The sequence below is a fragment of the Rhizobium sp. BK456 genome, assembly GCF_014194045.1.
In the GTDB taxonomy this organism is placed as follows: Bacteria; Pseudomonadota; Alphaproteobacteria; order Rhizobiales; family Rhizobiaceae; genus Rhizobium; species Rhizobium redzepovicii.
Window position 1 is genome coordinate 170,680 of record NZ_JACIAO010000004.1, and the last position, 24,924, is coordinate 195,603.

Annotated in this window: 22 protein-coding genes; 15 read left to right on the forward strand and 7 right to left on the reverse strand. The window is 61.0% G+C overall.

Annotation, left to right across the window (positions count from 1 at the left end):
- Positions 1 to 237 precede the first annotated feature (237 nt).
- The 6 genes from FHX03_RS13635 to FHX03_RS13660 all read left to right on the forward strand — a co-directional run bounded on the left by FHX03_RS13635 (position 238) and on the right by FHX03_RS13660 (position 8,582).
- Positions 238 to 2,175, forward strand: a complete 1,938-nt coding sequence (locus tag FHX03_RS13635) for an ABC transporter substrate-binding protein (protein ID WP_097628011.1) — start codon at positions 238 to 240, stop codon at positions 2,173 to 2,175.
- 122 nt (positions 2,176 to 2,297) lie between these two features.
- Complete coding sequence (locus tag FHX03_RS13640) at positions 2,298 to 3,284, forward strand: ABC transporter permease (RefSeq protein WP_097628136.1); 987 nt, start codon at positions 2,298 to 2,300, stop codon at positions 3,282 to 3,284.
- A 9-nt stretch (positions 3,285 to 3,293) separates the two neighbouring features.
- Positions 3,294 to 4,415: an ABC transporter permease gene (locus FHX03_RS13645; RefSeq protein ID WP_097628010.1), complete on the forward strand. Its 1,122-nt coding sequence runs from the start codon at positions 3,294 to 3,296 to the stop codon at positions 4,413 to 4,415.
- 7 nt (positions 4,416 to 4,422) lie between these two features.
- Positions 4,423 to 6,174: an ABC transporter ATP-binding protein gene (locus FHX03_RS13650; RefSeq protein ID WP_183854095.1), complete on the forward strand. Its 1,752-nt coding sequence runs from the start codon at positions 4,423 to 4,425 to the stop codon at positions 6,172 to 6,174.
- Entirely contained in the window at positions 6,171 to 7,382 is a 1,212-nt protein-coding gene (locus FHX03_RS13655; protein ID WP_097628008.1) for a mandelate racemase/muconate lactonizing enzyme family protein, read from the forward strand. Before FHX03_RS13650 ends, FHX03_RS13655 begins: the two co-directional genes overlap by 4 nt.
- A 12-nt stretch (positions 7,383 to 7,394) precedes the next feature.
- Positions 7,395 to 8,582 carry a galactarate dehydratase gene (locus FHX03_RS13660; RefSeq protein ID WP_183854401.1) on the forward strand — a complete coding sequence of 396 codons (1,188 nt, stop codon included), beginning with the start codon at positions 7,395 to 7,397 and terminating at the stop codon, positions 8,580 to 8,582.
- 68 nt (positions 8,583 to 8,650) lie between these two features.
- Here the strand turns inward: FHX03_RS13660 and FHX03_RS13665 are convergent, their stop codons facing one another.
- The 7 genes from FHX03_RS13665 to FHX03_RS13695 form a co-directional block, all read right to left on the reverse strand.
- Complete coding sequence (locus FHX03_RS13665; RefSeq protein WP_012556237.1) at positions 8,651 to 9,223, reverse strand: NADPH-dependent FMN reductase; 573 nt, start codon at positions 9,221 to 9,223, stop codon at positions 8,651 to 8,653.
- Positions 9,224 to 9,305: 82 nt separating this feature from the next.
- Entirely contained in the window at positions 9,306 to 9,971 is a 666-nt protein-coding gene (locus FHX03_RS13670) for a nitroreductase (protein ID WP_097628007.1), read from the reverse strand.
- Between the two features lie 191 nt (positions 9,972 to 10,162).
- Positions 10,163 to 10,522: an ArsR/SmtB family transcription factor gene (locus FHX03_RS13675; protein ID WP_097628006.1), complete on the reverse strand. Its 360-nt coding sequence runs from the start codon at positions 10,520 to 10,522 to the stop codon at positions 10,163 to 10,165.
- 210 nt (positions 10,523 to 10,732) lie between these two features.
- A complete protein-coding gene (locus FHX03_RS13680) occupies positions 10,733 to 11,425 on the reverse strand; it encodes a response regulator transcription factor (protein WP_183854097.1) in 693 nt (230 codons plus the stop codon).
- Position 11,426: 1 nt separating this feature from the next.
- Entirely contained in the window at positions 11,427 to 11,804 is a 378-nt protein-coding gene (locus FHX03_RS13685) for a response regulator (protein ID WP_131710541.1), read from the reverse strand.
- A 2-nt stretch (positions 11,805 to 11,806) separates the two neighbouring features.
- A complete protein-coding gene (locus FHX03_RS13690) occupies positions 11,807 to 12,448 on the reverse strand; it encodes a response regulator transcription factor (RefSeq protein ID WP_097628003.1) in 642 nt (213 codons plus the stop codon).
- Positions 12,445 to 16,080, reverse strand: a complete 3,636-nt coding sequence (locus FHX03_RS13695) for a PAS domain-containing protein (RefSeq protein ID WP_183854099.1) — start codon at positions 16,078 to 16,080, stop codon at positions 12,445 to 12,447. The genes FHX03_RS13690 and FHX03_RS13695 overlap by 4 nt, the downstream gene beginning before the upstream one ends.
- Before the next feature lie 342 nt (positions 16,081 to 16,422).
- Between FHX03_RS13695 and FHX03_RS13700 the strand changes: the two genes are divergently transcribed.
- The 9 genes from FHX03_RS13700 to FHX03_RS13740 all read left to right on the forward strand — a co-directional run bounded on the left by FHX03_RS13700 (position 16,423) and on the right by FHX03_RS13740 (position 24,904).
- The gene (locus FHX03_RS13700) at positions 16,423 to 17,175 is read left to right on the forward strand and encodes an SDR family oxidoreductase (protein ID WP_097628001.1); all 753 of its coding nucleotides are present in this window, start codon (positions 16,423 to 16,425) and stop codon (positions 17,173 to 17,175) included.
- 68 nt (positions 17,176 to 17,243) lie between these two features.
- A complete protein-coding gene (locus FHX03_RS13705) occupies positions 17,244 to 17,477 on the forward strand; it encodes an AbrB/MazE/SpoVT family DNA-binding domain-containing protein (protein WP_097628000.1) in 234 nt (77 codons plus the stop codon).
- On the forward strand, positions 17,474 to 17,878 hold the full coding sequence (locus FHX03_RS13710; protein WP_097627999.1) for a type II toxin-antitoxin system VapC family toxin: 405 nt from the start codon (positions 17,474 to 17,476) through the stop codon (positions 17,876 to 17,878). Before FHX03_RS13705 ends, FHX03_RS13710 begins: the two co-directional genes overlap by 4 nt.
- 121 nt (positions 17,879 to 17,999) lie before the next feature.
- Positions 18,000 to 19,307: a hypothetical protein gene (locus tag FHX03_RS13715; RefSeq protein ID WP_183854101.1), complete on the forward strand. Its 1,308-nt coding sequence runs from the start codon at positions 18,000 to 18,002 to the stop codon at positions 19,305 to 19,307.
- 276 nt (positions 19,308 to 19,583) lie between these two features.
- Positions 19,584 to 20,777, forward strand: a complete 1,194-nt coding sequence (gene repA, locus FHX03_RS13720) for a plasmid partitioning protein RepA (RefSeq protein WP_003591382.1) — start codon at positions 19,584 to 19,586, stop codon at positions 20,775 to 20,777.
- 4 nt (positions 20,778 to 20,781) lie between these two features.
- Positions 20,782 to 21,783, forward strand: a complete 1,002-nt coding sequence (repB, locus tag FHX03_RS13725; RefSeq protein WP_183854103.1) for a plasmid partitioning protein RepB — start codon at positions 20,782 to 20,784, stop codon at positions 21,781 to 21,783.
- A gap of 154 nt (positions 21,784 to 21,937) precedes the next feature.
- Positions 21,938 to 23,230, forward strand: coding sequence for a plasmid replication protein RepC (gene repC, locus FHX03_RS13730; protein WP_183854105.1), 1,293 nt, complete (start codon positions 21,938 to 21,940; stop codon positions 23,228 to 23,230).
- Positions 23,231 to 23,335: 105 nt separating this feature from the next.
- Entirely contained in the window at positions 23,336 to 24,220 is an 885-nt protein-coding gene (locus tag FHX03_RS13735; protein WP_097627995.1) for a dihydrodipicolinate synthase family protein, read from the forward strand.
- Positions 24,221 to 24,226: 6 nt separating this feature from the next.
- Positions 24,227 to 24,904 carry a GntR family transcriptional regulator gene (locus tag FHX03_RS13740; RefSeq protein ID WP_375166017.1) on the forward strand — a complete coding sequence of 226 codons (678 nt, stop codon included), beginning with the start codon at positions 24,227 to 24,229 and terminating at the stop codon, positions 24,902 to 24,904.
- The last annotated feature ends 20 nt before the right edge of the window (positions 24,905 to 24,924 follow it).

Below are 24,924 nucleotides of genomic sequence, written 5' to 3' on the forward strand. Positions count from 1 at the left end.
TGCACAGATTCTGACAGATTGGCGTCTTTTGTGCGCTCCAGCCTAGGTTTTAAGGCGTGTAATTCAAGCTTTCATGCTGCATCGCTACAAAATTTGTAATTATCTGTCAACTCTTGTAATCATTTGGGAACGTGTCTATGGTTCCGTCCGGGCGCCGAGGAGGGCGCAGCGGCAGGTCGGGAGCCCGCCGCATCAGCCGGCTCAAAAGTTGCGCCGGCATAGAAAGGGAGGAACTCGATGCCTAATGAAATTCTGTCGCGCGGCGTTACCCGCCGCGCCGTGCTTGGCGGCATGGCCGGTGCAGCGGCGCTGTCCATCGCGGGCCGCGCTTTCGCCGCAGGCGGCGAGGCGCCCGCACTTGCACAACTTGTGAAAGATGGAAAACTGCCGCCGCTCGCCGAGCGCCTGCCGAAGAAGCCGATGGTGGTCAAGCCGTTCGAAAAAGTCGGCACCTATGGCGGCTCTCTGCGCCGCGGCCTTCGCGGTTCATCCGACCATAACGGCATTCTGCGCATGGTCGGCAACCAGAGCCTCGTGCGCTGGAACCTCGAATTTACGGCTGTGGAGCCGAACCTCGCCGAGCGCTGGGAAGTCAGCGACGACGCGACGCAATTCACCTTCCATCTGATCGAAGGCGTGCGCTGGTCGGACGGTCATCCCTTTACCGCCGATGACGTCGTTTTCGCGATCGAAGACTGCGTCAAAAACACCGAGCTCTACAGCGCGACACCGGCGCAGCTTGCTGTCGCCGGCAAGCCGGTAACCGTCGAGAAGGTCGACGATTATACGGTCAGGTTCACCTTTGCGGCGGCCAACGCCCTTTACCTGGAAAACCTCGCCACGCCGCTGGGTCAGCATCCGACGCTCTTTCCGAAGCACTACTGCAGCCAGTTCCTGCCGAAATATAATCCCAATATCGAGGCCGATGCGAAGAAAGCCGGCGTCACCAGCTGGACGGAACTGTTCCGCAGCCGCTGCGGCGACATCGAGATTCCGACGCGATGGGGCAATGTCGACAAGCCGACGCTCGATCCATGGGTGGTCAAGGAGCCCTATGTCGGTGGCGCCACCCGCGTCGTGATGACCCGGAATCCTTATTTCTGGCAGGTCGATACCGAGGGCAATCAGCTTCCCTATATCGATGAGATCAACTTCGGCATCTCGCAGGACGTCGAATCGCTGATGCTGAACGTCATCTCGGGCAAGATCGACATCCAGGAGCGCCATATCAGCGTGCTTGCCAACAAGCCGACGCTGTCCCAGAACATGCAGAAGGGCGATTATCGTCTGCTGACGCTCGTGCCTTCAGCCTCGCAGCAGTGCCAGATCTACTTCAACATCACCCACAAAGATCCTGCCATGCGCAAGATGTTTGCGGATAAATCGTTCCGGCAGGCGCTATCGATCGGCATCAATCGTCCGGAGCTCATCGATATCGTCTATTTCGGACAGAGCGAGCCTTACCAGGCCGGACCGCGTCCGACCCATCCCTGGTACAACGAGAAATACGCGCGCCAGTTCACCGAATTTGACGCCGACAAGGCAGGCGCGATGCTCGATCAGGCCGGCTACAAGAAGGGCGGCGACGGTTTCCGCCTCCGGCCGGACGGCCAGAAGGTGTTCTTCTCGATCGACGTCATTCCGACGCTCTATCCCGACCTCGTCGACGCACTCGAGCTGGTCAAGACGCATTGGGCCCAGATCGGCATCGACATGAAGGTCAACACCATCGAACGGGCGCTTTATTACACCCGCGGCGACGACAATGCCCACGATGCGCAGGTATGGCCGGGCCCCGGCGGTCTCGATCCGATGCTCGATCCGCGCGATTTCTTCGCCTTCCATCCGCAAGGCTCGCGTTACGCCATTCCGTGGACGCTGTGGTACACCTCCAACGGTGCACGCGGCGAAGAACCGCCGGAGAGCCAGAAGAAGCGCATGAAGCTTTTCGACGAGGCGCGTTCGACGGCCGATCTCGACAAGCGCGGTGCGGTCATGAAGCAGATCTTCGATATCGCCGCGGAGGAATTCGAGACCGTCGGGCTTTGCCTTGCCGTCGGTGGCTTCGGCATCATCCGCAACAACCTGCGCAATGTTCCCGAAAAGGAGCCGGACAGCTGGTCCTGGCCCAATCCGGGGCCCGCGCTGCCGCAGCAGTTCACCTTCACGAGCTGATTTGGATCTCCGGCGCCGTGCCTGACGGTACGGCGCCTTCTTTCGGTTCGCCCTCCGAGATGCCTTGCCGGCCCTGACAGCCGGCAAGGCACGGAAGGCAGCGTTCAATGCAAGAGGCGCCCATGCTGGTCTTCATCGCCAAACGCTTGCTATGGATGATTCCATCGCTTTTTGCCGTCAGCTTCCTGGCTTTCGTGCTGATCCAGCTGCCGCCCGGCGACTATGTCACCACCTATATCGCGACGCTGGCAGCCTCCAACGAGATCGTCGATCAGAATACGGCGGCGCAATTGCGTGAGCGTTTCGGCCTCGACGATCCGATGCTCATCCAATATTTCAAATGGATATGGGGCATCCTCTCGCGCGGTGATTTCGGCATCTCCTTCGAATGGCAGCAGCCGGTCTCGGATCTCATCTGGGAGCGCATGGCGCTGACGCTTATTCTGGCTCTGTCGACATTGATCGCCACCTGGGCGATTGCGCTGCCGATCGGCGTCTATTCCGCCGTGCGCAAATATTCGATAGGCGACTATTTCTTCACCGCCTTCACCTTCTTCGGCCTGGCCGTTCCGTCCTTCCTACTGGCGCTGGTGCTGATGTATATCGCGGCGGTCGAATTCGGACAGGATGTCGGCGGGCTGTTTTCGCCGGAATACGAGAACGCGTCCTGGAGCTTCGCCAAGATGGTAGACCTCTTCTCGCATCTTTGGCTTCCCGTCATCATTCTTGCCGTCTCGTCGACAGCAAGCCTCATCCGCGTCATGCGCGCCAACATGCTCGATGAACTGCCGAAGCCTTACGTGACCACCGCACGGGCAAAAGGTCTGTCGGAATTCCGGCTGCTGATGAAATACCCCATGATGATCGCGCTCAACCCGTTCATCTCGACCATTGCCTGGCTGCTGCCCAACCTCATCTCCGGCTCGGTCGTCGTCGCGATCGTCCTCAACCTGCCGACGGCCGCACCCCTGCTGCTGCAGGCGCTGATGGCCCAGGACATGTATCTGGCGGGTGCCTTCGTTCTGCTGATCTGTGCGCTGACGCTGATAGGCTCTCTGATCAGCGATATCCTGCTTGCGCTGGTCGATCCCCGCATCCGGTTGGAATAGGAGCCTCACGTGGCCGACATTGCCGTTACAAATATTCAGCCGGATCGCGCCGCCGTCGCATCGCAATGGCAGCTGATCTGGTGGGCTTTCCGCCGGCACCGGCTGGCCATGGTGGCGCTCGTCGTCACCGTGATGATGTATATCGTTGCCCTGGTGCCCGGCTTCTTCGCCATCAACGATCCGAACCTGCAAAATGCGCGGGCGACCTTTCACCCGCCGCAGAAACTGCATCTGATCGATACCGAGAACGGGTTCTCTTTCGGTCCGCATTATTATCCGATGAAGCTGACCCGCGATCCGGAAACGCTGGCCGCCATCTTCAAGGAAGACACGACAAAGCGTGTCGACGTCCAGTTCTTCGGGCGCGGCTATGAATATTCCGTGTTTGGCCTCTTCAACACAAACATCCATCTGATCGCCTCGCCCGACAAGACCACGCCGCTGCTTCTCTTCGGCGCCGACCGGCTAGGGCGCGACGTCTTCAGCCGAACGGTGCAAGGCTCGCAGGTTTCGCTGTCGATCGGTCTCGTCGGCGTCTTCCTGTCGTTGATGCTCGGCATCGTGATCGGCGGCATCTCGGGATATTACGGCGGCCGCATCGATTTCTTCATGCAGCGGCTAATCGATTTCGTGCTGTCGCTGCCGACGATCCCGATCTGGCTGGCGATGGCCGCGGCCCTGCCGCAGGATTGGCCGGCGACGCTGCAATATATGATGATCACGATCATCCTGTCGCTGACCGGCTGGGCGCAGCTCGCCCGCGTCGTTCGCGGCCGCTTCCTGTCCCTGCGCACCGAGGAATTCGTCGCTGCCGCCAGGCTCGACGGCGTTCGTGAAGGACGCATCATCTTCCGCCATATGCTGCCGAGCTTCGCGAGCCACATCATCGCGTCGATCACCCTTGCCGTGCCGGCGATGATCCTGGCCGAGACCTCGCTTTCGTTCCTGGGGCTCGGTCTGCAGCCGCCGACCATCTCCTGGGGCGTGCTGCTGCGCGAGGCCCAGAACATTCGTTCGATCGCCACGGCACCCTGGCTCTTCATGCCGGGCTGCGCCGTCGTCGTTGCCGTGATGGCGCTCAACCTTCTCGGCGACGGCCTGCGCGATGCGGCCGATCCCTACAATAAATGAGGCCGGCATGACCGATATCGTTCCCATTGCCGGCAGGCCGCTGCTCCAGGTGAAAAACCTGACCGTCGAATTTCCGCTGCGCACCGGCGTCTTTTGCGCCGTCAGCGATCTGTCTTTCTCGATCGAACCGGGCAAGACGCTCTGTGTCGTCGGCGAAAGCGGATCCGGCAAGTCGGTGACGGCGCGTTCGATCCTGCAGATCGTCGACGCACCCGGCCGGATTGCGGCCGGATCGATCATCCTGAACGACCAGAACGGCGGCTCGACCAATCTGACCAGCCTCAATCCGCGCGGACGCCAGATCCGGGCGATCCGCGGCCGCGACATCGCCATGATCTTTCAGGAGCCGATGTCGTCGCTATCGCCGATCCACACCGTCGGCAACCAGATCGTCGAGGCGCTTCGCCTGCACACGCGGATGAGCAAGGCGGAGGCGCGCACCGAGGCCATATCGCTGCTCAAGCAGGTCGAGATTCCCTTTCCGGAAAAAGCCCTGGATCGCTATGCCTTCCAATATTCGGGCGGCATGCGCCAGCGCGCGATGATCGCCATGGCGCTCGCCTGCAAACCGCAGCTATTGATCGCCGACGAGCCGACCACGGCGCTCGACGTGACAACGCAGGCCGAAATTCTCGACCTGATCGCCCGCCTGCAGAAGGCCAACGGCATGGCCGTTCTGTTCATCACGCACGACATGGGTGTGGTGGCGCAGATCGCCGACGATGTGCTGGTGATGCATAACGGCGTCGCCAAGGAATATGGGCCGGTCGAGCAAATCTTTCATGCGCCGCAAGACGACTATACCCGCATGCTGATCGGCTCGGTGCTGAAGCTCGAGCAGAAGGCCGAAATCCGCCTCGCACGCCCCCCTCTCGACAGGACAAAAGCGCCGATCCTCGAACTGCGCAGCGTCTCGATGGATTTCGGTGAAGTGAAAGCGCTGGACGATGTTTCCATTTCGCTTCTGCCGGGCGAGACGCTCGGCATCGTCGGCGAAAGCGGGTCCGGCAAGACGACGATGGGCCGCTCGATCATGCGCCTGATCGATCCGACTGCTGGCGAAATCCTTTATCGCAATGCCGGCGGGGACATCATCGATCTGGCAACGGCAAAGGGTCCCACACTGGCCGCCGCGCGCCGCGAATTGCGCATGGTGTTTCAGGATCCGTTCGGCTCCCTCAATCCGCGCATGACCGTCTCCCAGATCATCGGCGAGCCGCTGCTCGTCAATGGCGTCGCCAAGGGGAAAGCGCTGGAAGAGCGGGTCTGCCACCTCATGGAGCAGGTGGGCCTCGATCCGAGGGCGCGCGAACGCTACCCGCACGCATTCTCCGGCGGCCAGCGCCAGCGCATCGGCATTGCCCGCGCCATTACGCTCAATCCGCGTGTGATCGTCGCCGACGAGGCGACCTCGGCGCTCGACGTCTCGGTGCGCTCGCAGGTGCTCGACCTCCTGATGCGGCTGCAGGACGAGCTCGGCCTCGCCTATATCTTCATCAGCCACGACATCGGCGTCATCCGCTACATGTGCGACCGTGTCGGCGTCATGTACAAAGGCCAGCTCGTCGAAATCGGCGAGGCGGAGCAGGTCTGCCGCACACCCGAGCATGCCTACACGCAGGCGCTGATATCGGCGATCCCACGCCCCGATCCGCGCGATCGCGATCATTCCAGGCGTTTCCGCTACGTCGCGCCCGTCAATTTGGAGCCCGGCAATCTGAAGCCAGACCATCTGAAAAATGGAAGTTCTCAGAGATGAAAATCACCGGAATCCGCACATTTCTCATGCAAGTCGGTCAGCCCGACCCTTCCAACTGGGCTTCCGATCATCGTCCCGGCGGCGCTACCTCTAAGCAATTCGGAGGCACCCGGAACTGGCTTTTTCTGAAAATCGATACCGATGAGGGCATTACCGGCATCGGCGAATGCTCGGGCTGGCCGCGTGTCGTCGAGACGGCGATCCACGACCTTGCGCCTCTCCTCATCGGGGAGGATCCGGCTCATATCGAACGGCTTTGGCAGAAGATGCACATCACCATGATGGGGCACGGCATGCTTGGAACGGTCGGCGGCGGTGCAATGACCGGGATCGATATGGCGTTGTGGGACATCAAGGGCAAGGCGCTTGGCGTGCCGGTCTGGATGCTGCTCGGCGGCAAGGTGCGCGACCGGATCCCGATCTATTCGCATGCCAATACGCCCGAGCGGGCGCTTGCGCTCAAGGCGCGCGGCATCAAGGCAATCAAGTGCGGCGGCGTCGCCGACCCGGTCCGCAAGGTCGCGGCGCTGCGCGATGCCGTCGGCGACGACATGGATATCGCCATCGATCTGCATGGGCCGCCATGGCTGACGCCTGCGGATGCCTGCCGGCTGGTGCGGGCGCTCGAACCCTATGAGCTGATGTGGGTAGAAGATCCGATCGCGCCGGAGAATTTCGACGGCTACCGCCGCATTCGCGACGCAGCGCATGTGCCGCTTGCGGCCGGCGAGCGTTCGGCGACCATCTTCGGCGAGCGCGAGCTTATCGAGAAGGAACTGGTCGACGTGATCCAGCCGGATACCGGGCGGGCCGGCGGCATCACCCAGATGAAGAAGATCGCCGCCATGGCCGAGGCCCATCATATCCAGATGGCGCCGCATTCCGGATCGCTGGGGCCGGTGGCGGAATATGCGGCTCTCCATCTGCTGGCGGCCATTCCGAACGCCCTCATTCTCGAGCGCCTCGACGATGACTGGGACGGCCGACGCCAGACGATCGTGCCGCATCCGCAGCAGGTCGACGGCCTGATCGCCGTTCCTGACGGCCCGGGGCTCGGCTGCGATATCGACGAGGAATTCGTGTCGCGCTTCCCGAGCGGCGGCAACGTCTCGGTGCCGCAAGCTGCCGGCGCCTACAATCCCGGAACCGACAAAGAGCATGTCTACGTGCAGACGCGCGTAGCGCGCCGCAGCTATTTCAATCGCTAGAAGGACAGAATGATGAAGATCGACCGCATGCGGGTTTTCATGACCCGCGACAAGGACCGTCCGCGCGTGATCGTCGCGCTCGATACCGATGACGGGCTGACCGGCTGGGGCGAATGCTACAATCACGGCCCCGACAAGGCACTGCCGCCGCTGCTCGATTACCTCTATGCCTTTGTGGCCGGCCAGGATCCGACACGGGTCGACTATCTCGTCAACTTGCTGGTTCAGCAAAGCCGTTTCCCGCCGGGCGCGCTCGGCCTTGCCGCTATCTCCGCGCTCGATCACTGCCTGTGGGATCTGGCGGCCAAGGCGGCGAACGTCCCGGTCTACAAGCTGCTCGGCGGCGAGGTGCGCGACCGCATCAAGGTCTATGCCGGGGTCTACACCGCGCCGGATGCGCCGGCGGCCCGCGACGAGTTCGATCGCCTGAAGGAGGGATGGGGGTTCACCGCCTTCAAGCTCAGCCCCTGGCGGATCGACATGCACGCCAATCGCTGGGGCAATGTCGTCAAAGCCTCGGCGGATTATTTCCGCTCGCTGCGCGAAACGGTCAACGACGAATACGAGATCGCCTTCGACGCCCATGCCAAGATTTTCGAGCCGATCGCCGCGCGCCAGCTCGGCAACGCGCTGGCGCCCTACGATCCGCTGTTTTTCGAGGAGCCGCTGCGGCCTGAAAACATCGAGGCCTGGGGCGATCTGAAACAGGGGCTCAACTGCGTGCTCGCCACCGGTGAATCGCTTTACAGCAGAAACGAGTTCCTACGGCTGTTGCAGGTCAAGGGCGCCGATCTGATCCAGCCGGATATCTGCGTCGTCGGCGGCATCAGCGAAATGCGCCGCATTGCGACACTTGCCGAAGCCTTCTTCGTCGGCGTGGCGCCGCACAATCCGATGGGGCCGCTGGCAACGGCGGTCAACGTGCATTTTTCGGCCGCGGCGCAGAATTTCCGCATCCTCGAATACCGGCTGCCAAAGGGCCAGGCCTATGTCTATGGCGGCAACGATATCGAGAAGCGGGAAGGGGAAACCCGCTACGTCGTCGATCCCTATCTGCCGAAGGACGGTTACCTCGAACTGCGCCCGGATCGGCCCGGCTGGGGCGTCGAGATGGACGAGAAGGCAATGGAGGAGGAAGGCTACATCCACTGGCAGCGACGGGTGCCGAAGCGGCCAGACGGTTCCTACGCTTTCGCTTAAAGACGTAGCTCGAAAAATGGAAACTGGCTGCTGCCGCATGGGAGCGGCCAGTTCCTTTTAAACGTCGTCTAGGCGTCTTTCGGCAGGACCGAGCGCACCCTTGCGATGAAAACATGGAAATCCTGCATGAATTTGCGAAGGAAATCCGCGGTGGCCTCGTTCGTGACTTCGCCGTCATCGGTGATCAGCCCCGGTGTGAACTGGATGTAGGCTTCCGGGGCATTCATCTGGGGCGAATTGCAGAAGCTGAGCACGCTGCGCAAATTCTGCTGGGCGACTGCTGTGCCTATCGCGCCCGGCGACGTGCCGATAACCGCTGACGGCTTGCGTGTGAACGAGTTGGTGCCGTAGGGGCGGCTTGCCCAGTCGATTGCGTTTTTCAGCCCGCCGGGTATCGATCGATTATATTCGGGCGTGACGAACAGCACGGCGTCGACGGCGGCGATTGCGGCCTTGAATGCCTTGCCGGCCGGAGGGTAGTCGGCGTCATAGTCGTAGCTGTAGAGCGGCAGGTCCTTGAAGGATATCTCCGACATTTCAAGTTCCGGCGGGGCGAACCGCACCAACGCCTTGGCGAGTTTGCGATTGATCGAGCCCTTGGCTAGGCTGCCGATGAGATAGCCGACTTTATGCGTGGTCATGGCGTTCTCCGATATCGCGCGTGATAGGACGTATCATGCGCAGGAAACATGGAAGGGGTCTCTCGTCCTCTGAGCGCAGCAGCTAATCGTCGACGAACGTGACCGTCTCGGCAAGCGGGGCGCGGCCCGTACGGGCAAAACTGACCGCGGCGTCCTCGTACCCGATCGACATGCCGCAGAAGAGGATAAGCCCGTCCGGGGGCGACAGGACCTCCGCGACCGTCTCGCGAACCTGTGACCACGCCATCTGCGGGCAGCTGTGCAGTCCCTCGGCGCGGAGCAGCAGCATGACGGTCTGCAGGTACATGCCGACGTCGGCCCATTGGGGCGGACCCAGCTCACGGTCGATATAGCAGAACAAGGCGGCGGGCGCGCCGAAGCAGTTCCAGTTGGCGATCGCTGCCCGCTGGCGCGCCTCCCAATCCTCGCGCGCAATGCCGAGCGCGCTGTAGCGCTCCTTGCCGAAAGCGGACCGGCGCTCCCCGTAAGGGGACTTCAGCGCCGGAGGATACATCTCGTACTGCCGCTTGTCCCAGGCATCGCCGTGGGCCACGCGCTCGACGGCTGATGTCTTGAGCTCGGCCAGCGGCGCGCCGGTCATCACGTAGGTATTCCATGGCTGGATATTCGATCCCGACGGCGACCAAGCCGCGGCGGACAGCACGCGCTCAAGGATCTCCCTTGCCACAGGCCTGTCTTTGAATCCGCGCACCGACCGCCGGCTGGTGACTGCCTCATATACGTCCATGATCGCCTCTTCCTGACCGTTTCGTTGCTGATGTGATTGATTATCTCCATTCGCAACGGAGGCGTAATCACACCGTGGTCTAGGAGGCGTACATCAAACGTCCATCAGGGCTCGATGTGACCTGATTGGCTGCAAGGTCATCCTATCCTCGATAATTGGCGACCAATCACGAGTGCGGGAGCGAGGCTTGGTCATTTCGTCAGGCGCCCGGCTTGGACGCGTTCTGCTGGGGATCGACGGCGCGATCCGAAGATGTCGGCGAGAGTATCGAGCATCGTCCTCGCCGTGCCGGATTGAAGTGAATAGAAGATCGTCTGGGCAGCCCTTCGCGTCTGCACGAGTCCTTGTTCTCGAAGAATTGCCAGATGCTGGGAAGTCGAAGATTGGCTCAATCCCACTTCCTCGGCCAGGTCGCTCACCGACACTTCTCCTTCGGTCAAGACATGCAGGATGTGAAGCCGTTTGGCGTTCCCCATGGCCGACAAGAAGTCTGCTTCGATGTCGAAGGCGGTGGTTTCTGGGGAAGGTGCGGTTAGCGATCGGTTGTTCAGGCGTGATCTCCTTTATGGAATCTAGGCCGGGCATGAGGTCATGTCCCTGAGCTTTAATTTAGAGATAACGCATGCGGGCGACGGCGAAACCCATTGCCGGCGCCGCGTCGTCTTTTTCAACGCGAATCGGATACGCGGCGCATCAAATGGACAGGCAACTGATGTTCGAGACCGGAATACCTCAACCATTGGAAAGCGCCCGGCAGAAAATTAACGCGAGCCAGCTTGCCGCATTTGCGCCGGCAGCGTCTCCCAGGCTCGGATCAGTTCGCCGATCGAGGCGGCCTCCATCTTGTGCATGACGTTGCTGCGATGCAGCTTGACCGTCACTTCGCTGATGCCGAGATCGAAGGCGATCTGTTTGTTGAGGCGTCCGCGCGCCACTTCGTGCAGAACTTCACGTTCGCGCTGCGTCAGTGTCTCCAGGCGTTTGACATTACGTTTGGCGATTGCGGCTTCGGCCCGTCGTTCTGCATCCATCGCAATGGCCGCAGTGATGGCGTCGAGCAGCGTCTGGTCCCGCACCGGCTTAGTGAGAAAATCCACAGCACCCGCCTTCATCGCCTGGACGGTCATCGGAATATCGCCGTGGCCGGTCAGAAAAATGATCGGCTTGGAAATGCCGTTTTCGGCCAGTTGGCTCTGCAGGTGGAGGCCGCTTGCTCCGGGCATGCGCACATCGAGGATCAGACAGCCGGGGTTTTCCAAGATATCGGCGTCAAGCAATTCACGGGTCGAGGCAAAACTGACCGACTGAAAACCCGCCGACAGGATTAACTCCGACAGCGCTTCGCGAACCGACGCGTCGTCATCGACGATAATGACGAGCGGCTGATCCTCTTCATACCTGCCCTGCAATGATAACGGCGCCGATCTCCGCAGCAACGGCTGGTCAACTCTCATGTTACCCTCCATCTCTCGATTGGTGTAAAGCATTGGCGATAGCCGCCAGCAGGGCCTGGGCATCGAACGGCTTGCGGAAGAAACCGCCGCCTCCCTGAGCGCGGCCCTGATCGGCTATCTCATGGCGGCCCGTAATCAGAAACACCGGCAACTCGGGACGTGATTTTCTCACCAGGTCACGAAGCTCGAAGCCGTCGATGCCGGGCATTCCGATATCGGTGATGAGCAGGTCGAGGTCCGACAGCCCGCTGACGAGCAGCGAGCCCGCCGATGGGAAGCCGCGGGCCACATAACCCGCCGATTCCAGAAGGTCGCCCATCGATTCAAGCAGTCTTGGATCGTCATCGACAACGGCGACGACATGTCTTGTTTCGTTCATGTTCAATTCCCCCCCACCCGGCGCGAGTGGGTAATCGGTATTTCCAGTTTCTCCGCGATCCGCACGAGGTCGGCGAGCGACGCCGCCGCCATTTTTTGCATCACGTTTCTTCTATGGATCTGCAGCGTGACTTCGCTGATTCCGAGTTCGGCTGCCGCCTGCTTGTTGAGAAGACCGCTGACCACGAGCGGTAGCACTTCGCGCTCGCGCGGCGTCAAGTCGAGATAGTGTCGTTTGAGCATGTCGAGCTCGGCGCGTCCCGATCGCTTTTCCCGATCCTCGGCGAGCGCTGCATGGATTGCCGTCAGGAGATCCGCGTCACTGAACGGTTTGGTCAGGAAATCCACGGCGCCGCTTTTGATCGCACGCACGGAGGACGGGATGTCGCCATGTCCGGTAATGAAGACGATCGGCGGATGATCGCCGTCGGCAATCTGCCTCTGCAGATCGAGGCCATTGATGTCGGGCAGCTCGATATCGAGGATAAGGCAGGCGGGCACATCGGGCTTGTCCGCTGTCACGTAATCGCCGGCGGATTCGAAGGCGATGGCGCGCATGCCATGCGCGTCCATGAGCTCGCTGAGCGCCTCCCGGACACGTTGGTCGTCATCGACGATGAAGACAATATGGTCGTCTTCCGTCATGACGCCACCTTCGTTTCTATTGGCAAGGTGAAGATCAACGTCGCGCCGTGCGGATCGTTCTTCTCTGCCCACAATCGTCCGCCGTGCAGCTCGACGATCGAGCGGCAAATCGCCAGACCCATGCCCATGCCATTTTCCTTGGTCGTGAAGAAAGGTTCGAACATCTTCTCGGGGAACTCGATACCCTGACCGCGATCGCTGATTTCGGTCTGAATGGCATTCCCGATATGGCGCACGCGCATCCCGATCACCCTGTCGCCGTCGACCGTGTCCATCGCCTCGATGCCGTTGCGGACGAGATTGATCAGAACTTGCTGGATCTGGATGCGATCGATGGCAATGAGTGGAAGGCTGCCATCAACCTCCACTTCCATACGGGCGCGACGGCGAGCCGCTTCTTCGGCCATGAGGTTGCGTGCTTCACTAACGACGCCTGAAAGCGTCGTATGAACTCTCCTGTCCGCGGATTGTTTGAACAGGGCGCGGATGCGGCTGACGACATCGGCGGCCGAGTTGGCGTCGCGGATGATGCGCTCGACCGTCCTCTGCGCCCGCTCCATATTCGGCGGTTCGGCCATCAGCCAGCGCTGGCAGGCATGCGAGTTGGCGACGACAGCCGCGAGCGGCTGGTTCACCTCGTGAGCGATGGAGGCCGAAAGCTCGGCAAGGCTCGCCACCTGGCTTGCCCGCGCAAGACCCTCGCGCGCCTGGCGTAGATCTTCCTCCGCCCGAACTTCAGCGTCGACATCGAGGCAGATGACGTTCCACTGGACAATGACGCCTTCGGCATTTCGCATCGGCGCAGCGCGCGTCTCGACCCACCGATATTCGCCATCGTAGCGCCGCAGACGATGCCGGCGCGCATAGGGCTCGCCGGTGGACAATGAATGGGCATAATTCTCTTTGACACCCGCCACGTCGTCGGGATGAACGCCGGCGTCGAGCGTGCCGTCCAGCCGGGTTTTCCCCGTTCCATCAAGCTCTTCGAGCTTATATCCGAGAAAGTCGCGGAGCTGGGGGTTGCGATAGACCGGCTCTCCGTCGGGAGCCGCGCAATCGATCATGGCCGGCAGCGTTTCGACGATCTGCCAGAGCGAGCGCTCTCTTTCTCGCAGCGCTTCCTCGACACGCAGCTGATCGTCGATGTCGTGCGAGAGACCGTACCATTGAACAATCCGGCCGCTCTCATCCCGCAGCGGCTCGGCGCTGCCTCTGACCCAGCGATAGATGCCGTCGGCGCGTCGCAGGCGATACTGCTTGGAGAAGCGCTCGCCGGTGGCGAGAGAATGGTTGAGTGCTTGGGCGAGACTGGAGGCATCGTCGGGATGGACGGCGGCCTCGATGAGGTCCGTAAGCCGGCTCAACCTCGGCGTTTCCCTATTAATGATGTCGAGACCAAGAAAATCCTTCAGGCGCTGGTTGAAGAAGGTCGGCGTCCCTTCCGGATCGAGCCGCCAGAGCAGGCTCGGAACCATGTCTACCAGTTGCGAGAGCTCGCGTTCCCGGTCGCGCAATGCTTCCTGGGCGCGCATCTCGTCATCGATATCGACCGAGATGACATACCATTGCGTGATCGTGTCGTTCTGATCCCGCAGCGGCTCGGCGCGGCCGTCGACCCAGCGATAGGCTCCGTCGAAACGGCGCATGCGGTATTTGATCGAGAAGGGATCGCCGCTGGTGAGGGAATGGTGAATCGTCTGGAGCAGTCTCGGTGCGTCGTCGGGATGAACGAGAGTATTGATGACAGCCGACAGGCGGCTGACGCCCGGCTTATCCATGTCGCCGACGTCGAGACCGAAGAAATCGATCAGGCGTTTGTTGAAGAAGACAGGCTCTCCCGTCGGTGTCAGCCGCCGGATCTGGGCCGGGACCATGTCGACGAGCTGCGAGAGCTCGCGCTCGCGCTCACGCAATGCCTCGAGTGCACGCACCTCCTCGTCGATATCGAGAGACACACCGTACCATTGCACGACCCTTCCGTCGTCGTCGCGTCGGGGTTCCACTCGGCATTCCGCCCAGCGGTAGACGTCGTCCTTTTCGCGCCAGCGAAACCGCATGGCGGTACCGCCGCCGCTTTCGAAACAATTGCGCAGCGTGCGCTGGACGTCGGGCGCGTCTTCAGGATGGATCAGCTGCCGCAGCAGGTCTTCGATGCGCGGCTCGCCGAGAGCGTCGAAATCGGCGATGACGGCACGGAAATGATCCTGGTAGCGTTTGTTGAAATAGACCGACCCGCTCGCCGGCTCAACGCTCCAGACGCGAACCGGCACCGCGTCGATCATCTGCTGCAGCGCTCGCTCGCTTTGGCGCACCGCCTCTTCGGCACGGACCTGATCGTCGATGTCGTGGCAGAGGCCGTACCATTGGACGATGATGCCGGTCTGATCCCGCATCGGTTCGGCGCGGCTCGACATCCAGTGATAGACGCCGTCGGCGCGGCGCAGCCGATACCGCAAGGCGAAGTTTTCGCCGGTGACGAGGCAATGATTGAGCGCATCCTGGAAGCCTGCTGCATCATCGGGGTGAATGACGGCCTCGATGACCGCTTCCAGCCGGCTCATGCCGGGCCTGTCCGCATCCGCGACCTCGAGGCCGAGGAAGTCGACCATCCTTCTGTTGAAGAAGGTTGGTTCGCCCTCGGGTGTCAGACGCCAGACGTGGCTCGGAACCATATCGACGAGCTGCGAGAGCTCTTGCTCCCTGTCGCGCAACGTCTCAATGCTTTGACGCAATGTGTGCACGGCCAGCTGATGCTGCCTGGATATGGCAGCGACGATCAGCGCCGAAAATGCCGAGATCGCCAGGAAAAGCTGCAGCATGATCTGCTTGTGTTTCTGGGATTCGGCATCGCCGACAGATTGGCCGGCGCCTGTTATCGTGAAGACGGCCGTGATCAGGGCCAGGAGCACGAGCGATATGGCCGCACCCTTGAATTCGAAGCGGACCGCCGCCCAAAGAAGGGGCGGCATGATGATGTAGGCGAAGGGAAGGTAGCCGCTGAGCGAAAGAGCGGCGACACCGAGAAAAATCAGCCCAAGGACGCAAGCTTCCACCCATTGCGCCGCCGAGAGGCGGGTCTTGCCGCGCCAGTTATGGAAGACGGAGAGCGCCAGCGGCGCGACGATCAGGACACCGGTTGCATCACCGATCCACCAGAGAGGCCAGGCGGTCACGAAGGATTGCGATTGGATGCCGAACCATGCGAGCGTCGCGCTTCCCACGGTCGCGCTGACGATCGGCGCAATTCCGGCGCCCAGGACGACGAATGCGAGAACCTCCTGCAAGGTTTCCAGCTGGGCCGGCCGCGTCAAGGCCCGATTGACCAGCCATGCCGCGACCACTGCTTCAAGAGCGTTGCCGACATATATCAGAAAAGCCGCCGGCAGCGGACTGTAGAACCAGAGGGCATTGCTGAACAGCTCAGCCGCACAGCCTCCCATTATCCACCACGGCCAGCTGCGCCTGGGGGCGAGGATGAGCGTTGCAATGAAAAGCCCGCCCGGAGGCCAGATGGAAATTCCCGTTCCCGGCACGATTGCGAGTGATTGGGCAAAACCGCAGCCGAGCACATACGCGGCGACGAAAAGCCCCAGATACAGGGCGCGGGGGCGGTGCGACCACAGGCTCGTCATCCACCATTCCTGCCGGGCAGACAAGGCCGGGGGATCATTCGCATTTGGTGCAGCACTCGTTCTTGATGTCGGGGCTGGCGAGCTCATGCTGCGAACCGTAGTCCCGTCAAAGCACAGCCGCAACTCATGGAAATCCATACATTGCGCGGAGGGGTAGTGTTGCACCGAGCCCGGATCCTCGGCGCGAAAGAGCAAGTGTGAGATCGCTGCCGTTCCGGTGGGTCATCCTAGACCTTAGGTCTACTCCGCTATACCTAAGGCGAAGGCGCCGAGCCACACGCATGATGGAAGGGTTTTGGGCTTCCGGTCATTGTCGATCCAATCGATCGCGAGGATGCCGACATGAAAATCACCGTGGTGGGAGCAAGCGGCCTCATCGGAACGCGGCTCAGCGAAAGGCTGCGCCGGTCGGGCCACGAGGTTACGGACGCGTCCTTGTCGTTTGGCGTCGATACGGTGACCGGCAAAGGCCTTGACGCGGCTATCGCGGGAACCGACGCGGTCGTGGATGTGACCAACGCCGCATCGTTCGGTGACAGCGCGGCACTGGATTTCTTCAGGGCGTCGACGAAGAATTTGCTTGCCGCCGCCTCCGAGGCAGGCGTCGGGCATTATCTCGCCCTCTCCGTCGTCGGCACGCCCCGGCTCGTGGAAAGCGACTATTTTCGCGCGAAAATGGTGCAGGAAAATCTCATCCGAGCCTCAGATCGCCCCTACACGATTCTCCGCTCCACCCAGTTTTACGAGTTCATAAACGGATTGATCGACATCGGTGCGCAAGGCGACGTCTTTCGGCTGCCTCCTGCCTTGATGAGGCCGGTCGCAGCCGCTGAAGTCGCCGCTTTTCTGGCCGAATTGACCCTCGCAACGCCTTTGGGCAGGATCGTTGAAATCGGCGGCCCGGAACAGTTCGGTATCGATGACGTCGCACGGATCTATCTCGCCGCGAACGAAGACGAGCGGCCGGTGATAACGGACCCGTCGACCCCGTATTTCGGCGTCGAATTGACCGATGACGCATTGCTTCCGGACGCAGCCGCGCGGGTGGCGGCGCAGACGCTAGCTGACTGGCTCTACCAATCGATGGCGGATTAGCGGCAGCCTTGAAATTTGTCGAATGAAGTAATACTTTCTGTCAAAAGAGTATTACAAAGGCGCTCGCTATGGCCACAACCGTTACCGCGAAAGGGCAGGTGACCATTCCCCGGCGCGTGCGGGATATGCTTGGCATCGTTCCAGGCAGCAAGGTCGATTTTCATCGTGCTGCCGACGGCAGTGTGGTTCTGACGCGCGCCGACAAGAAACGGCCGGCCAGCCGCTTCGAGAAGCTGCGCGGTCATGCTGGCGAGGGCCTCGATACGGAAGCCATCATGGCTTTGACACGCGGCAATACGTGACACTCGTCGATACCAATGTGCTCCTGGACCTCGTGACCGACGATCCGAAATGGTCGGATTGGTCTATTGCTCAGCTCGAGGCAGCGAGTATCGAAGGTCCGCTGCTGATCAACGATGTAATCTATGCCGAACTTGCGGTTCGATATGAAAGGATCGAGACGCTGGAGGCTTTTGTGGAAGAGGCTGGCCTCGACATGAGGCCTATACCCAAGCCCGCTTTGTTTCTTGCGGGCAAGGTGTTCACGCAATATCGCAAGGCTGGCGGGACGCGCACCGGCGTGCTTCCCGACTTCTTCATCGGCGCTCACGCTGCCGTGCAACAATTGCCGCTCCTGACGCGGGATGTCGGCGGCTATCGCAGCTATTTCCCCTCGCTGAAATTGATTGCGCCCGGTTCCTGAGTCGGAGGCCTGCATAGTCTATGCGAGAGTTTGAGAAATCTTCATGGAAGCTCCGGGTTGAAAAGCTTTTGCGCGGCTCCAAATCCCGTCGGCGGTAGTCGAAGGAAGAGGAGAGCGGCGCATGGGCTGCGCGCATGTCGATCGAATTGGCAAAGTCAAATCAGCCTTCAGCTTCGTTCTCGTGTTTTTCTGTCTTCTGTCCTCCTCCCAGGCATTGGCAGCGCCTGCCGATATCGGCGGCCTGACGGTGACGCTGCCTGATGCCGGCTGGCGGAAGGCCAGCAAGGGCGATCTCTTCATGCTGCAGAAGGATTTTCCGGAAACGGATGAAGACAAGCGCGGCAGTGCCCTGATCCAGATCACCAAGCCGCTGTCGAGCCCGCGCGCGTCCCTCCCGGCCGGAATGAAGACCTTCGTCGCGACGTTGCCTGACATGGCCAAGGAAGATATCCTCATCAAGCATTACGGGATTACGATAAACGGCCACGACATCCGTGTGGAAGAACGCTGCTGCATCAATCAGAAGAATGTGAGCATCAGCCAGATCGTCGTCGGCGTCGCCAGCGACAAGCGGCAGGTCTATCTGCAGCTCGTGCTCTTGAACCTGAATGGCGACCGAAGCGAAAGTGCCGAAGCCGATTTCGAGGCGCTGGTGCGTTCGGTCAAGCTTGATCCCTCCGATAAGGATTTCGATCTTGTGCCGGCAGGCGGCGACGGCGGGCTCGACGGCGTCTTCACCCATCTCGATACCGGTGTCCGGCCGAATGTCTTCGGCGGCGTGGATTTCTATTCCGATAGCGAGATCACCATGTTCGATCCGAGGGGCCTGTTCAGTACGGAGCTGCCGAAGGACGGCCGGAGCATGGCCGAACACTGCAAGGAAGACCCGGCCGACTGCGGCCTTTACAAGCTCACCGGCGGCGGCTTCTTCTCCTCCGCCGGGTCGATCGAGATGCGCAGCGTCTCCTCTGCCTACGGCACGATCGAGATCGAGACGAAGCCATTTTCGAAAAAGGGCGACGACCTGGTGATCGACGAGGATGACCATCGTGCAGTGCCGCCGTTTGAGGATGGCGCGACGCTCGACGGCGAATGGGTCTCCACCTTCGCCTCGAGCGGCATGACCGCGACCTCGTCGGGATCGGTCGCTTCCAGCCACACGCTGACGCTTCATTCAAACGGCACGTTCGAACGCACGGGCTGGTCCGGCGCCTCGATGACGAACGAAATCGCCGGATCGCGATCGGGCGTCACCACGTCGGGCAACCGGCCGGGCGCCAGCGGACGCTACACGCTTTCCGGCTATCGCCTCGACCTCACCGACGCGAGTGGCAAGACGGAAAGCCTGAGCATATTCGAACCGGACAAAGCCTCCGACGGGCTCCTGGTGATCAACGGCAGCAACTACCTGAAGGATGACGGACAATAGGCAGGCCGAGCCTTTCCGTCCGCCGGCGGCATCACATAAAATTCAATGAATTTCATGTGCATAACGAGAGCGCCGGCCTTGCCCGTCAGCACTGCGGGTGGGTGCGAATCACCCGCCGATTGGCCTGCGAAACCGCCAGATTCGCGCGCTCGTTTGACATGCCTCGAGCCGCCTTTTGGTTAAGCATTTGTAATTCGGTCACGAATCGCGGCATATAGCAACTGCGCAACTGAAGCGCTTTTGTTCAAAATTGCGCAGTTATTTGGGAAACAGATCATGCAGCCGAGTCTTGCTCTTCAGGACGATCAAGAGCATCTCCCGTCGCTTCTGGCAACAGACGCGAAGGAGTTGTCCTATCAACTTCAGCAGCATCAGGCTAAAATCTTCCCGCCGCTATCCCAAAAGACCATCAGAACATTTTCGCCGGCTGAGGCTGCGGCCTTCATCGGCATCGGCGAAGGTTATCTTCGGCAGGTGGCTGCCGACGGCCACGGTCCCGATCCGCTGGCAAACGGACGGCGGCTCTACAGCGCAACCGATATGGATCGGATTCGCCGCGTCCTCGACGAGCGAAATGGAACGCCGAAATATGTCCCGGCCCGCAGGCCGGGGGAAAAGCTCCAGATCGTCTCCGTCATGAACTTCAAGGGCGGTTCCGGCAAGACCACGACCGCGGCCCATCTGGCGCAGTTCATGGCGCTGAGGGGTTACCGCGTGCTGGCCGTCGATCTCGACCCGCAGGCGTCCCTGTCCGCCTTGTTCGGCCATCAGCCGGAATTCGACGTCGGCGAGGGCGAAACGATCTACGGCGCAATCCGCTACGAGCAGCCGCGCCCCATCGCCGACATCGTGCGCGCCACCTACACGCCCAATCTGCATCTCATCCCAGGCAATCTCGAGCTGATGGAATTTGAGCACGAGACGCCGAAGGCGATGTCTTCAGGTAGGGCGGAGACGATGTTCTTTGCCCGCATCGGCGAGGTCTTGACGGAGATCGAAAGCCTTTACGACGTCGTTGTCATCGACTGCCCGCCGCAGTTGGGTTTCCTGACGATGTCGGCGCTCTGCGCAGCGACCTCGGTCCTGATCACGGTTCATCCGCAGATGCTCGATGTAATGTCGATGTCGCAGTTCCTGACGATGACGAGCGAATTGATGTCGGTGGTCGAGAAGGCCGGCGGGCGCACCAGCTATGACTGGATGCGCTATCTGGTGACGCGGTTCGAGCCGAACGATGGGCCGCAGAGCCAGATGACCGGTTTCATGCGGGCGATCTTCGGCAATCGGATGCTTCACAATGCGATGGTGAAATCGACGGCGGTCTCCGACGCCGGTGTCACCAAGCAGACCCTTTATGAGGTTGAGCGGTCGCAGTTCACCCGCGGCACCTATGACCGGGCGCTGGAGTCGCTCAATCTCGTCAACAGCGAGATCGAGGCGCATATCCGCTCGACCTGGGGGAGGAAGTAGATAGATGGCGCGCAAGAATCTCATCGAAATCTCCGCTCCGAACCCGGCCAGGGTGGAAACTGTCGCACCGCGCGACAATCGCCCGATCGCTGGATTCGTGCCGCAGGAGCGCAGTACGGCCCCGGTCGGCGGCATTACCAAGACACTCGGCAACATTACCGAAAAGATGGAGCGGGCGAGTGAGCTGGAACGGCAGCTCGCCGCCGGCCAGGCCATCGTCGAACTCGATACCGGCCTGATCGACGCGTCTTTCGTCAGCGACAGATTGGCGATCGACGCGGCCGAGTTGGCACAGCTTGTCGAACAGATCCGTGAGCATGGGCAGCAGGTTCCGATCCTCGTCCGCCCGCATCCCGAAACCAGGGGACGCTACCAGGTCGCCTACGGTCATCGTCGCCTGGCCGCCACCAAGGAGCTCGGCATCAGGGTGCGCGCGGTCGTCCGCGACCTCACCGATGGTCAGCTGGTCGTCAGCCAAGGCCAGGAAAACAGCGCCCGAACCAATCTCTCATATATCGAACGCGCGCTCTTCGCCTCAAGGCTCGAAGACCGCAGCTTCGGCCGCGATGTGATCATGGCGGCGCTCGGCGTCGACAAGGCGGCGCTGTCGAGAATGCTGATTGTGATACGGCAGGTTCCCCTTGATCTCATCAACGCCATCGGTGCGGCGCCCGATATTGGCCGCCGGCGGTGGCTGGAACTGGGCGAGCGGCTTGAAGGTGCCGATATCGAGAAGATCATCGCCGAGTTGTCCGCGGACGACGCTCGAAGAATTCCAAGCGACGAGAGGTTTCAGCGCGCACTGGTGCTGGCAACCAAGCGGACGGCGGCGTCGAAGCCGGCGATTGCCAAGACCCAGGTCAGCGGCGTGCCGGTTACGATCAAAAAGACAGCGTCCGGGGCAACCTTCGTTTTCGACGGCAAGACCGCACCCGGTTTCGATCAATTCGTCCAGGAAAGGCTGAAGGGCCTGTTCCAGGAGTTCAACAAGGACAGAGGAGCGTAACGCGCAAAAGAAAAAGGCCCCCAACGACGGCGTCGTGGAAGCCCTTCTCAGATCTTAAGCACATCGAGAATCGCATTTCCACGAATCACAGTCAAGCGTCTTAGGCACCAAATTGGTGGATGGTTTTCTTTTGCCTGAACGAAGGTGAAGGCAAATGGAGAGTGGATATGTGACGACGCCCTTTGGGCGGCGGCCGATGTCGCTTGGCATGCTGGCAAGCCAGCAACTGGCCGAGACCATCGAGCCGGGGATGAAACGCAGCAAGTGGAAGCTGTTCAGGGCAATCTGCGAAGCGAGGCCGGCGCTCGGCGTGACCGATCGGGCGCTGACGGTGCTCGACGCGCTGCTGACCTTCTATCCCGATGACGAGATCTCCGAGGAAAAAGGCCTGATCGTTTTTCCGTCGAACGTGCAGCTTTCACTCCGCGCCCGCGGCATGACGCCGGCCACACTCCGGCGGCATCTGGCCGTGCTGGTCGAGGCTGGCCTGATCCTGCGCAAGGACAGCCCGAATGGAAAGCGTTATGCCCGCCGCGACAGGGCTGGCGCCATCGGCGAAGCCTTCGGCTTCAGCGTCGCGCCGCTGCTTGCCCGTGCGGCCGAGATCGAAGGCCTTGCCGCCCAGGCGATTGCCGACCGGGAACTGCTGAGAGCAACCCGGGAACGGCTGACGGTTTGCCGGCGAGACATTTCCAAGCTGATTTCAACGGCGATCGAAGAAGCGGTTCCGGGCGACTGGGAGCAGATGACGATGATGTTTCGTGCGATCGTCGCCAGGATCCCGCGCGTCGCGAGCATCGAAGCGCTGGCATCGCTGCTCGACGAGATGGGCCTACTGCGAGACGAAGCCGTCAACTTGCTGGAAAGGCAGATTAAAAGAAAAAAAATAGACGCCAATGAGTCTCATATTGAGCGTCACAAACAGAATTCAAACCCCGACTCAATTAATGAACTTGAACCACGCTTCGAAACGAAGCAGGGCGAAAAGGCAGCGACAAACAACGAGGCTATGGCCGAACCGCCGGGTGAGCAAAGGCCGAGGCCGCTCAAGCCGTCGGTTGGAATGGTTGGCAAGGCAGCTCCGGTGTCCGGCCCAGGTCTGAAATCCTTCCCGCTTGCACTTGTTCTCCAAGCCTGCCCACAAATTCTCGATTATGGACCGGGCGGAACAATCGGCAATTGGCGAGATCTGATGTCGGCCGCGGTCTTGGTGCGCTCGATGCTCGGCGTCAGCCCCTCGGCCTATGAGGAAGCTTGCTCCGGCATGGGGCCGGAAAATGCCGCGACCGTCATCGCCTGCATTCTGGAAAGGGGAGGGCATATCAATTCTCCCGGTGGTTATCTCAGAGATCTCACCCGCAGGACCGAAAGAGGCGAGTTTGCGATCGGGCCGATGCTGATGGCGCTGGTGCGAGCAAATGGGCCGACAGCAAGACATGCCGGTTGAGGGAGTTCCGTGCGCGACAATCGTATAGTGCTCAGCCTGCAATCATCTCTTTACAACTAACATGTCACTCTGCTACATCGATCTCGATAATCGGGAGGGATATATTTGACCCAGAAATTCGGGCTGTCAGTCGCTCTCGCCACGCCGTTCGACGGCAATGGCGATATCGCGATCGAGGTTATGATCGCGCAGGCAAGACGGTGCCTTGCTGCCGGATGCTCCAGCGTCACGCTGTTCGGGACGACGGGTGAAGGCTCCTCGATCGGGAGCCGGGAACGGGACCGCGTCTTTGCGGCCTTCCTCGATGCCGGGATCGCCGCGAAAAACATCATCGTCGGCGTGCTGGTCGACGCTGCCGAGGACGCGGCGATGCAGGCCGATCATGCGCTTTCCGAGGGTGCTCGCAATATCCTTCTTGCCCCACCGTCCTATTTCAAGAACGTCAGCGACGACGGTGTCTTCCAGTGGTTTTCGGCCGTCTTCGCCATATTGGGCGACAAGGCGCGGGATATCATCGTCTACAACCTTCCTTCGCTCACCATGGTTCCGCTGACCGTGTCGCTGATCGGAAGGCTGCGGAGCGCCTTCCCCAAGATCGTCACAGGCGTCAAGGATTCTTCCGGCGACTGGCCGTATACCGAAAGCCTGCTCAAGGCGCATAGCGATCTCATCATCCTAGTGGGTGATGAACGGCATCTGGCCAAGGGCGTGCGGCTCGGCGGCCAGGGGGCTATCTCCGGGATGGCGAATTTTGTACCCCGCGACGTCAAGCTGATGGCAGAAGAAGGCCAGGACGACCCCCGCATCGAGGGGTTCGTGGCCGAACTGTTGAAATATCCTGTCGTCCCGGCCGTGAAGGCGATGGTGGCGCACGTGATGTCGGAGGAGATCTGGCTTGCGGTTCGCCCACCGCTCGGTTCAATATCCGGCGAAGGGCAGGCGCAACTCGTTATGGCTTTCGATAAGCTTTTCCAGTCGAAAGCGGCATAGTCGAGCATGCTGCGGGAAGAGGCGATGGACGGAATGGACGAGCAGCCGACGCTGCGGGAAAAGGCGTATGCGAGCTTCACGCGCCATCTTCTTGCGCGTGACGTACGTCCTGGCCAGTTCGTGTCGCAACGCCGTCTGGTGGAACTGACCGGACTGACGCTTGGCGCCATCCGTGAGCTCATCCCAAGGCTTGAAGCCGAGGGGCTGATCAAAACGGTGCCGCAGCGGGGATTGCAGATCGCCCACATCGATCTCAATCTGATCCGCGAGGCGTTTCAGCTGCGCGTGTTCCTGGAGAAGGAAGCCGTGGCGCTCTTCACCCGGTCGGCTTCGGACGAGACGATCGCCGGGCTTCTGAAGCAGCATCGGGATATCGCCGACGCCATTCGAAGCGGCGATGGCTCGCATGAGCTCGAACTGCGCGCGCAGGCCGTCGACTGGGGCATGCACGACGCCTTTATCGATGCGCTTGGCAATACCATCATTTCGAACGCCTACCGCGTGAACTCGATCAAGATGCGCCTGATCAGCCAGGACCGGTTTCGCATCGACGGTCACGTCGGGCCCGTCATGGGCGAACACCTGAAGGTGCTCGAAGCGATCGAACGACGATCGGCCGAGGACGCCGTCAACAGCCTTGTCGCACACATCAACGGTGCAAGGGATCGTGCGCTGAGGATATAATCGGGAATAATCAGCCGGAG

Coding starts and splice junctions, on each gene's coding strand:
- FHX03_RS13680 (WP_183854097.1), bottom strand. CDS start 11,425: ATGAGAGTTGACCAGCCGTTGCTGCGGAGATCGGCGCCGTTATCATTG.
- FHX03_RS13635 (WP_097628011.1), top strand. CDS start 238: ATGCCTAATGAAATTCTGTCGCGCGGCGTTACCCGCCGCGCCGTGCTT.
- repC (WP_183854105.1), top strand. CDS start 21,938: ATGGAGAGTGGATATGTGACGACGCCCTTTGGGCGGCGGCCGATGTCG.
- repB (WP_183854103.1), top strand. CDS start 20,782: ATGGCGCGCAAGAATCTCATCGAAATCTCCGCTCCGAACCCGGCCAGG.
- FHX03_RS13700 (WP_097628001.1), top strand. CDS start 16,423: ATGAAAATCACCGTGGTGGGAGCAAGCGGCCTCATCGGAACGCGGCTC.
- FHX03_RS13665 (WP_012556237.1), bottom strand. CDS start 9,223: ATGACCACGCATAAAGTCGGCTATCTCATCGGCAGCCTAGCCAAGGGC.
- FHX03_RS13670 (WP_097628007.1), bottom strand. CDS start 9,971: ATGGACGTATATGAGGCAGTCACCAGCCGGCGGTCGGTGCGCGGATTC.
- FHX03_RS13685 (WP_131710541.1), bottom strand. CDS start 11,804: ATGAACGAAACAAGACATGTCGTCGCCGTTGTCGATGACGATCCAAGA.
- FHX03_RS13640 (WP_097628136.1), top strand. CDS start 2,298: ATGCTGGTCTTCATCGCCAAACGCTTGCTATGGATGATTCCATCGCTT.
- FHX03_RS13690 (WP_097628003.1), bottom strand. CDS start 12,448: ATGACGGAAGACGACCATATTGTCTTCATCGTCGATGACGACCAACGT.
- FHX03_RS13660 (WP_183854401.1), top strand. CDS start 7,395: ATGAAGATCGACCGCATGCGGGTTTTCATGACCCGCGACAAGGACCGT.
- FHX03_RS13695 (WP_183854099.1), bottom strand. CDS start 16,080: ATGACGAGCCTGTGGTCGCACCGCCCCCGCGCCCTGTATCTGGGGCTT.
- repA (WP_003591382.1), top strand. CDS start 19,584: ATGCAGCCGAGTCTTGCTCTTCAGGACGATCAAGAGCATCTCCCGTCG.
- FHX03_RS13705 (WP_097628000.1), top strand. CDS start 17,244: ATGGCCACAACCGTTACCGCGAAAGGGCAGGTGACCATTCCCCGGCGC.
- FHX03_RS13715 (WP_183854101.1), top strand. CDS start 18,000: ATGGGCTGCGCGCATGTCGATCGAATTGGCAAAGTCAAATCAGCCTTC.
- FHX03_RS13650 (WP_183854095.1), top strand. CDS start 4,423: ATGACCGATATCGTTCCCATTGCCGGCAGGCCGCTGCTCCAGGTGAAA.
- FHX03_RS13740 (WP_375166017.1), top strand. CDS start 24,227: ATGCTGCGGGAAGAGGCGATGGACGGAATGGACGAGCAGCCGACGCTG.
- FHX03_RS13655 (WP_097628008.1), top strand. CDS start 6,171: ATGAAAATCACCGGAATCCGCACATTTCTCATGCAAGTCGGTCAGCCC.